General features: G+C 40.6%; 10 protein-coding genes. 5 read left to right on the forward strand and 5 right to left on the reverse strand.

Translation table 11 applies throughout. From position 1 onward, the window contains the following. The 3 genes from Q8907_08460 to Q8907_08470 form a co-directional block, all read left to right on the forward strand. Positions 1–555, forward strand: a 555-nt coding sequence (locus Q8907_08460) for a cystathionine beta-lyase (protein MDP4274294.1), incomplete at its 5' end; no start/stop codon positions are given. A 176-nt stretch (positions 556–731) separates the two neighbouring features. Then, positions 732–2,375, forward strand: a complete 1,644-nt coding sequence (locus tag Q8907_08465; GenBank protein MDP4274295.1) for a GAF domain-containing protein — start codon at positions 732–734, stop codon at positions 2,373–2,375. A 390-nt stretch (positions 2,376–2,765) separates the two neighbouring features. Then, positions 2,766–3,197 (forward strand): Hsp20/alpha crystallin family protein, encoded by a 432-nt coding sequence (locus Q8907_08470; protein MDP4274296.1) that lies wholly within the window; start codon positions 2,766–2,768, stop codon positions 3,195–3,197. A gap of 86 nt (positions 3,198–3,283) precedes the next feature. On the opposite strand, the gene Q8907_08475 is transcribed toward Q8907_08470, so the two are convergent. Together Q8907_08475 and Q8907_08480 are read right to left on the reverse strand one after the other, a co-directional pair. After that, complete coding sequence (locus Q8907_08475) at positions 3,284–4,840, reverse strand: alpha-N-arabinofuranosidase (GenBank protein ID MDP4274297.1); 1,557 nt, start codon at positions 4,838–4,840, stop codon at positions 3,284–3,286. Between the two features lie 208 nt (positions 4,841–5,048). Further along, positions 5,049–5,621 (reverse strand): GyrI-like domain-containing protein, encoded by a 573-nt coding sequence (locus Q8907_08480; protein ID MDP4274298.1) that lies wholly within the window; start codon positions 5,619–5,621, stop codon positions 5,049–5,051. Between the two features lie 182 nt (positions 5,622–5,803). On the opposite strand from Q8907_08480, the gene hydF reads away from it, so the two are divergent. Together hydF and hydE are read left to right on the forward strand one after the other, a co-directional pair. Next, on the forward strand, positions 5,804–7,033 hold the full coding sequence (gene hydF, locus Q8907_08485; GenBank protein MDP4274299.1) for a [FeFe] hydrogenase H-cluster maturation GTPase HydF: 1,230 nt from the start codon (positions 5,804–5,806) through the stop codon (positions 7,031–7,033). Positions 7,034–7,082: 49 nt separating this feature from the next. Next, positions 7,083–8,153: a [FeFe] hydrogenase H-cluster radical SAM maturase HydE gene (hydE, locus tag Q8907_08490; protein ID MDP4274300.1), complete on the forward strand. Its 1,071-nt coding sequence runs from the start codon at positions 7,083–7,085 to the stop codon at positions 8,151–8,153. Positions 8,154–8,164: 11 nt separating this feature from the next. On the opposite strand, the gene Q8907_08495 is transcribed toward hydE, so the two are convergent. The 3 genes from Q8907_08495 to Q8907_08505 form a co-directional block, all read right to left on the reverse strand. Beyond that, positions 8,165–8,428, reverse strand: a complete 264-nt coding sequence (locus Q8907_08495) for a hypothetical protein (GenBank protein ID MDP4274301.1) — start codon at positions 8,426–8,428, stop codon at positions 8,165–8,167. Positions 8,429–8,485: 57 nt separating this feature from the next. After that, positions 8,486–8,749, reverse strand: coding sequence for a hypothetical protein (locus tag Q8907_08500; protein ID MDP4274302.1), 264 nt, complete (start codon positions 8,747–8,749; stop codon positions 8,486–8,488). A gap of 56 nt (positions 8,750–8,805) precedes the next feature. After that, the coding region (locus Q8907_08505; GenBank protein ID MDP4274303.1) for a [FeFe] hydrogenase H-cluster radical SAM maturase HydG at positions 8,806–9,218 on the reverse strand (413 nt) is incomplete at its 5' end.

Consider the following 9,218-nt stretch of genomic DNA (forward strand, 5'->3'; position numbering starts at 1 on the left):
ATTTATTCCGGCCATAAGCACATACCCCTGGCAATGGTTTCCGAAGATGCTGCTCAAAACACGGTCACCTTTGTGGCTCCCAGCAAGACATTTAATATTGCAGGACTTACAACCTCAGAGGTGATTATTCCCAATCAGAAACTTTTTGATAAATTCAGGATTATTCAGGAAAATATTCATTTGGGGGAGAGTAATATTTTTGGCATAACAGCTCTTGAGGCTGCTTACCAGCATGGGGAAGAATGGTTGGAACAATTGTTGCATTACCTGGAAGGCAATCTTGATTTTATCGATGATTTCTTAAAGAAAAGACTGCCCCAAATAAAACTGATACGGCCAGAATCTACTTTTCTTGCCTGGCTCAATTGCGAAGATTTAGGCTTGAATGATAATGAACTCAAAAAATTCATGATAGAAAAAGCAAAAGTTGCATTGAATCCCGGTCCTGATTTCGGCCCGGGGGGTGAAGGATTTATGCGCCTGAATTTTGGCTGTCCCCGGAAAACATTAAACCAGGGGCTCGAGCAGATTGCTGCTGCTGTGGATAAACTGTAAACCTGTTGGCAGTGCTTTCTGAACATTCAGGTTAATTGTTAAAATGGTCAATGAGTTAAAGCAGAAACAATAAATATTGGTCTCAGTTATGAAACAAACAGGTTTGTGAATAAGTACAAAGAGGAATAGCAAACATATAGTTTCATAAGTCCTTGAAAAATTAAATTTATATCCGTATGAAATTCAGATTTACCATAGGGACAAAAATAAGTCTTGGATTTGGCATATTAATTCTGGCGGTGATTGTCAATATGCTGCTTAACAGCAAAATATTGAATAAGAGCATTCAGGTCAACCAGAATATAGAGAATGTTTATGAGCCCTCGGAAGACAACCTGAGGAAAATACGCGAACACCTCAGAGAATCAGAGATGTTAATCAAAAGTTGGGTATTTATTGAAAAAAGTGATACTACTCCCGACAAACTTAGACTTGTCCGTTTGCAAGAGACAATTTTTCCCAGATTAAATGAGAATATTCAGAATTTGAAAGATCAATGGAAACCGGAAGAAAGAGAAGCGTACAATAAGATTTACCGGGCAATTCAAGATACGTTGATTGTCAGACAACAATATATAATGAATCTTCTGAATAGCACGGCTAAGTACAATGATCATTCCATAATGATGCAAGTTGCACCTATGGTGTCGGAGAAAGGGGAAATAGTAAGTCTTACGGAAAGGATACAAAATCAACTTTCGCATCTGATTACAAATCAGCAAGATACGGTAAAAAACGGGAAGGCTGAGCTATTTCACCTGTTTGGCAATTTCCAGCGTTTTCTTCTGATTACCGGAATTCTCCTGGTGATTATTTCACTGGTCATATCATTTTTTATGGTTCGTTCTATTGTCAGGTCCCTGAAACGGATTAAAAGTACTTTACAGACCATGTCAAGGGGAATATTGCCGGATACAGAGCTGGAAGAACGTTCTGATGAGATTGGTGAGATGTCTGTTGCCTTGAATTCTTTGATACAGGGCCTGAAAAATTTTGCTGATTTTTCTGAAAAAATTGGCAAGGGAAACTTCGAAAGCAAATTTCAACCTTTGAGTGATGAAGATGTACTTGGTAATTCACTCATCAATCTGCGTGAGGATTTGAAAAATGCCTCATTGGAAGAACAAAAAAGGAAAAAGGAAGATGCTCAGAGAAACTGGACAAACCAGGGTATGGCCAAGTTTAGTGAGATACTCAGGAACAACAACCACAATATGGAGGAGCTGTCTTATCATATCATCAGTAATCTGGTGCAGTACCTGGGTGCCAATCAGGGCGGCTTGTTCATTATCAATGACAATAAAGAAAATCCTTCTATTGATTTATCTGCCTGTTATGCTTATGACAGACGGAAATATTTGCAGAAACACATTGAACCCGGCGAAGGGCTGGTGGGCCGCTGCGTGAGGGAAGGGGAAACCATTTTTATGACCGATATTCCCGATCGTTATATCAGGATTACCTCTGGCCTTGGAGAAGCCAATCCCAAGTGTTTGCTGATTGTTCCTTTAAAATTGAACGAAGAGATTTTTGGCGTCATCGAAATTGCTTCGTTTGAGGTAATTGAACCTTATCAGGTTGCTTTCGTTGAAAAGATAGGAGAAAGCATTGCTTCGACAATTTCTACCGTAAAAATCAACATCAGGACTGCCGAACTCTTAGAGCAATCACAGCAACAGGCCGAAGAGATGTCATCGCAGGAAGAAGAAATGAGGCAGAATATGGAAGAGCTGAGGGCAACTCAGGAACAATCGTCCCGCAGGGAGCAGGAGCTTCTGAAAACCATTGAAGGACTTAAAGGCAAGCTTGGTAATAATTAGCTGGGAAACAAACTTCTTTGTGGCTCAGTGCCATTGCTGTTCAAATAGTTCAAAATGGTTCAAGGTTTATTAGACCTTTGTGGTGAGGTAAAAATTCAAACCCGGAGGCAATATAAATACGGAGAAATAATAAAATATTTCTCCGTGAATTCCGTGCCTTAATAGTAAATAATCACATCTATACTTTCAAAAATGGGGAAACCTGAATTAATTAAATTTTAATTCATTAAAAATCAATAATTTGAAAATAGTTAATGCCATAATGGCATAGGACGGTCTGTAAATAGAGACAATTTGTCGCAAAATGATTTGTTTTTGGTATTGGTACGTAGTTTGATTATCTAAGAATAGAAATTATGATAGTTAAACTAAAATATGGAGGATTTAATCATGTTACCAACATTAAACAGCAGTTCTTATTTACCAAGTTTCGTGGATGATTTCTTTGGTAAAGATTTACTTTCAAACTTTTTTAACTATAAATCCGGATTTAGTACCCCGGCAGTGAATATCGTTGAAAGTAAAAATGATTTTAAGATTGAAGTAGCGGTTCCCGGAGTGAACAAAAAAGATCTGAAGATTGATATTCACAATAACCTGCTTACCATTTTTTCAGAAAAAGAAGAAAAGAAAGAAGAAAAAGGGGAGAAGTTTATGAGAAGGGAATTTAGTTACAGTTCATTTAAACGTTCATTCAGTTTGCCTGATACAGTTGATGCTGATAAAATTAAGGCTTCTTACGACGATGGTGTGTTAGCTATTCAAATCCCGAAAAAGGAAGAGGCTAAGGAGAAACCATCACATCAGATTGAAATATCATAACAGAAAGCAAAAAGCCGGGACCTTAGGCCCCGGCTTTTTTTGTATGTATCCTTTGATTTTTGACATACAAAATATTGTTGCAAAAATTATTTCAGAGTGAGGACCACAATTGATTTTGCAGGTAATTTTACCACAACCTGGTGATGGGCTATTTTAGCACCTTTAAAATCTGCAGGCTGGATGGTTTGTGGTTTGTCAAATGTATTGTGGGCATTAAGCTCTTGAGCAGTCAGGATCCTGCCGCTAATTTCAGAAAAATCAGTTCCATTAATTTTGCAATTCACCGTAAGGTCGCGATGAGGATCGGCATTGGTCAGGCTGATGTGAATAACCCCTTCTTTGTCTTTTGAGGCGGAAGCCGTAATTGCAGGAATTTTCTGCCCGTTAAGTTCATAATTTTCGGTTTGCAGGGTAAGGGGCAGAAGAGTGGCGTCCTGATGCACCTTGTATAAGTCAAAAACATGATAGGTAGGGGTCAGGCACATCTTCGGCCCGTCTGTAAGAATCATGGATTGCAGGACGTTGATTACCTGGGCGATATTGGCCATTTTGACCCTGTCGCAATGGCTGTTCAGGATGTTTAAAGTGATACCGGCAACCAGCGCGTCACGCAGGGTATTTTGCTGAAACAGGAATCCGGGGTTTGTCCCGGGCTCTACGTCAAACCAGGTTCCCCATTCATCGACAATCAATCCTACTCTTTTGGCCGGATCGTATTTGTCCATAATGGCCGAATGTTTGGTTATCAACTCATCAATTACCAGACAGCGTTTGATAATGTCAAAATATTCATCCTCATTGAACTTAGTTGCCGAACCTTTTGAACCGCTCCAGCCTTTAACTGTATAATAGTGCAAGGACAAGCCATTCATGCGGGTACCTACATTTTTCATCATTACTTCTGTCCAGTTGTAATCGTCTGAACTTGGTCCTGAGGCAATTTTAAACAATGAGTTCCCGTTGTAATTCCTGCAGTAGGTTGCATAACGCCTGAACTGGTCGGCATAAAACTCGGGGCGCATATTTCCGCCGCAACCCCAGCTTTCGTTACCTACTCCCCAGAATTTAACATTCCAGGGTTGCTCACGTCCGTTGGCCTTTCTTAAATCAGACATTGGGTTTTGCCCGTCCGAATTCAGGTATTCTACCCATTCAGCCATTTCCTGTACGGTTCCGCTGCCTACATTCCCGGTGATATAGGGTTCTGTACCCAGTTGCTGGCAAAGATCGAGGAATTCATGAGTTCCAAAGCTATTGTCTTCGGTGACACCGCCCCAATTTGTGTTAACCATCGTAGGCCTTTTGTCACGCGGGCCAATGCCATCCTTCCAGTGATATTCGTCGGCAAAGCAACCGCCTGGCCAGCGCAGGTTAGGAATCTGAATATGCTTTAAAGCTTCTACTACGTCTTTTCTGATGCCTCTGACATTAGGAATAGGTGAATTTTCACCTACCCAAAAACCTCCATATATGCAATGTCCCAAATGCTCGGAAAATTGTCCGTAAATATGCCGGCTGATAATATTTTTGCCTGAGTCGGCATTAATCACCAGCGTGTTTTCTGTCCTGGTATTTTGTCCGAATGTCAACAAACAACAAAAAAATACGATTACCAGGTTAATCATTAAAAATTTCTTCTTCATTTTGTTTTGATTGTGAGTGTTTTTATTTGCTTATATTTTTTGATTTTGAAAAGTAGGGCTGAAAAAATCTGGAGACTTTTAACATGTAGCTTTTAGATATTTCAATCGCTGGCCATACTTTCCCTTTGGCAGGTAAAGATAAAAATTCATGAATACACTGCATTGTTTTTACATGGATTATGTTAAATAGATCTCTTAAATTAACAGGTTATTGTTTGATTGGAAAATAAATAAGTGTTTGATATTTAGACGAATCTGGCACTTCCTCGGGATCTGTCAGATATATTTCCCAGGTTTCACCGGTACTTTCAAGGTTATTTTCCTTTATGAATTTTCCCATGGCTTCATAGACCGGTATCATTTTCTCATAAGGACCCATGTATAGAGTCGAAACCACTTTCATTGCAGGGAATACCTTAAAGAGTATATCTCCCTCTCCTTTGCTTTCGGTTGCTACTGGTACTCCGACAATGATGTCTGTATTACCCTGTGGATCAAATTTAAGATAAATTGTAAAGGGCGGGCCGTCTGGTCGAATTTGATTGGCTTTTGTATAATTATATAGTTTGGTGTAGAATTCACCCAATTTGGTCCCTATGGCTGAGGTGGGCACTTCAGCTTTAATCGTCAATGCTTTAATTGCATCTGTTTGTTTGATTGCAATTTTGGAAACAGCATCTTGCAGGTTCGTTTCCTGGGAATAAATTTTAAAAACAGGCAGGCAGGCGAATATCATCACTAAGATGATTCCATGTTTAAAAAGGTTTCCTTTTGTTTTCATAGCTATTGATTTTTGGTAAAGATTAAATAAAGTTAATAAAAAAGTTTGGGTTTAGGGTAGGAGTTCCTGGATTAAAGCATTAGAAATATATTTATTAGGGGGAAGATTATATTGTGATATCCGTTTTTTTAATGCAAATTTGTATAGATAAAGCATCTTAAACCAATATTAAAATCACTGTTATGTCCAAAGGCAAAGATTCAAAACCGCACATCGGAATTTTCGGACGAAGGAATAGCGGAAAAAGTTCTCTTATCAATTTCCTGGCCTGCCAGGAAATTTCTATTGTGTCCGAAATGGCTGGCACAACTACAGATCCCGTAAAGAAGTCCATGGAAATTTTCGGCATAGGCCCGGCAATATTGATCGATACTGCAGGCATCGATGATGTCGGTGAACTGGGGATGAAAAGGGTACAAAAGTCAATGAAAATTTTGCAGGCCATTGATCTGGCTATTTTGGTTATTACCGGGAATCGGTTTGGACAGCCGGAGATTGATCTGATCGGCCGGTTCAGGGAATTTGCGCTGCCCTTTTTTGTCATTCATAACAAATCGGATCTGATGCCTTTATCTGCTCTCATGAAGAATAAGATTGAAAAGGAATATTCAACCACGGTTATCGATATGAACACTTTGGCTGGCTATGATATTTCTGAAATCGTAAAATGTATATGCAAGTATATGCCCGATACAGCTTATCATTCGCAGTCCTTGCTTGGGGATGTGATTTCCTCCGGTGATACCGTATTGTTGGTGACGCCAATTGACTTGGAAGCTCCGGAAGGGAGGATGATTCTTCCCCAGGTTCAGATGATCCGTGATGTTCTGGATAATGATGCCGTAAATGTAGTATTGAAAGAAACGGCACTGGAGTCTTATATCCGGAAAATGAATCCCAAGCCTGTCCTGGTTATTACCGATAGTCAGGCTTTTGCTAAAGTCAATGCCGTGGTCCCGGCAGATATTGCCCTTACCAGTTTCAGTATCGTGATGGCCAGAAGTAAGGGCGATTTTCTGCATTATCAGCAAGGGACTCCTTATCTTTCCAAACTAAAGGACGGCGACCGTCTGCTAATTCTGGAATCCTGCACACATGAAGTAAATTGCGACGATATTGGCCGGGTAAAGATTCCCCGGTGGATCAGGCAATTCAGCGGGAAAAAGCTTGAATTTGATGTGGTGGGTGGTTTAAATTCCCTTCCCCGTGATATTCATGAATATGCCATGGTGGTTCAGTGCGGGGGCTGTACTCTTACTCACAGGCAACTTATTAACCGTTTGAAGCCTGCCGTTGATGCAGGTATCCCGGTTTCAAACTATGGCATGGCCATTGCATACATCAATGGCATATATCAACGGGCTATTGCCCCTTTTGTGAAAGCTGAGGCGGAGAAAGTCCCCCAGGAATAGATTTCAAATTATTTCACTGAAAAAATAAACAGCTGCAATGAAAAGCAGGATGGAAAATATTTTAGACAAGCCGTTATTGGGGAAGGAGGATATTTTGTCCCTGCTTATGTGCGATGAAAGAGAGCAGAAGAAACTTTTTGCCAGGGCAGCAGAAATAAAGGAAAAATATGTCGGGAACATTGTTTATTTCCGCGGCTTGATCGAATATTCCAATATCTGTTCGAAGAATTGCCTTTATTGCGGCGTCCGTTCGGGCAATCAACATGTTAAACGTTACCAGATGACTGACGATGAGGTATTTGAAGCATGCGATTATGCCTTTCGAAATGGATTTGCTTCTCTGGTCATTCAATCGGGCGAACGGCATGACGTTTCTTTTGTCCGGAAAATAAGTGACCTGCTTAAGGAAATTAAGGACCGCTATCAGGGCCGGTTGAGGATTACCCTTTCCTGCGGCGAACAAACTGAAGATTCTTACCGGCAGTGGCTGGAAAGTGGCGCTCAACGGTACCTGCTCAGGATAGAAACATCAAATCCTTTGCTGTATTCCAGGTTGCATCCGGACGACGGTAACCATGTTTTCCGGGAAAGGGTCGAAGCCCTGGATACCCTTAAAAAACTTGGATACCAGGCCGGAACCGGGGTGATGATCGGACTGCCTTTTCAAACCATTGACCAACTGGCCAATGATTTGTTGTTTTTCAGGGAAAAGGATTTTCCCATGTTTGGCATGGGCCCCTATATCGAACATGCTGAAACTCCCCTTTATCAATATAAAGATCTTTTATGGACTGAAAAAGAGAGGTTTACACTATCCCTTAAAATGGTTGCTGTTTTGAGGCTGATGATGAAAGATGTGAATATAGCAGCCACTACGGCCATGCAGACTTTGGACCCCCTGGGCAGGGAAAAAGCCATTATGGCCGGTGCCAATGTGATCATGCCTAATCTTACTCACCTGAAATACCGGAGGGATTACCAGCTTTATGAAGGTAAACCCTGTCTGGATGAGGAAGCCGATCAATGCAAGGTTTGCCTTGAATCGCGCATAAGGCTTTCAGGCAACAGAATTGGTTATGGCGAATGGGGTGATTCACTGCACTACCAAAAGCCGACCTGAAAACAAAATGTTTAGTTGTTGAAAATCATTCTTTGTACTTCCACACCATCAACTTTGAGCAGTTCATTTTCCAGTTTGCTCATTTCGTTGATATCTCCGGTTAACTCAAGCAGAATAAGCCCGCTGCTGCTGCATACATTCTCGTTTACATCATGTAAACCCAGGCGGGTCTTGATGGAACATCCAAAGCTGGTTAAAATGTTCTGGACAGTAACCGCATTGTTCTGTCTGGATTTTACCAGCACGCCCAAGATTCTGGTTTCATTTGATTTCATCCGTAAATAATTTTAAAATTAGAATCGGACAAATAAATCTGCAAAGGCAATTTCAAATTAAATGAAAAAGGTCATTTCTTTAACCTGCACATCTTCAATCTCTTTAAGGTCTGTTTCCAGGTCGTTCCATACATTAGGATTACCTGCCAGCTCGAGCAGGATGATTGCACGGCGGCTGCATACATTTTGGTTTAATTCATGAAACCCAAAACGGGTCTTGATGGAATCAGCATAATTGGTCAATACCTGCTGAAGTTCTTCCACAGCTTTAATTCTGTCACCTACACTGATTCCAAGAATTTTTAATTTTTTTATGGCCATAAAAATTCCGGATTAAAAATATGCTGTAAATTATTAATAATCAGTATGTGAGATATTTAAAAATATAAATCCCTTTGCCCTTTCTTAATCAGGTCGAGCCGTTCAATCAACTTACCTTTGAATTCCTGATAATCATATTCAGCCAGTTTATTTTCAATCAGTTTATACCCTTTATTCTTAGTTGCAGGAGTAGCATAATCTTCGAGATATTCAGCCAGGGTAAGAACGGCGTTGGGGTGGCAATATCTTTTGATAAAGCCGGGGACGGAAAATTCCATAAAATGTTCGCCGGTACGTCCGCGCCGGTAGCAGGCTGTGCAGAAGGAAGGAATATAATTGGCATCCAGCAGTTCGTCCATGATCATGCTGAGTGGCCTGTCGTCATTGATCTGGAACTGTTCATGATCCAGGTCTTGTTTTTTCTCTTCCTTGGTATATCCGTTAATTTCTATGCTTGTACCGCCATCTA

It is taken from the genome of Bacteroidota bacterium, from assembly GCA_030706565.1.
Taxonomy (GTDB): Bacteria; Bacteroidota; Bacteroidia; order Bacteroidales; family JAUZOH01; genus JAUZOH01.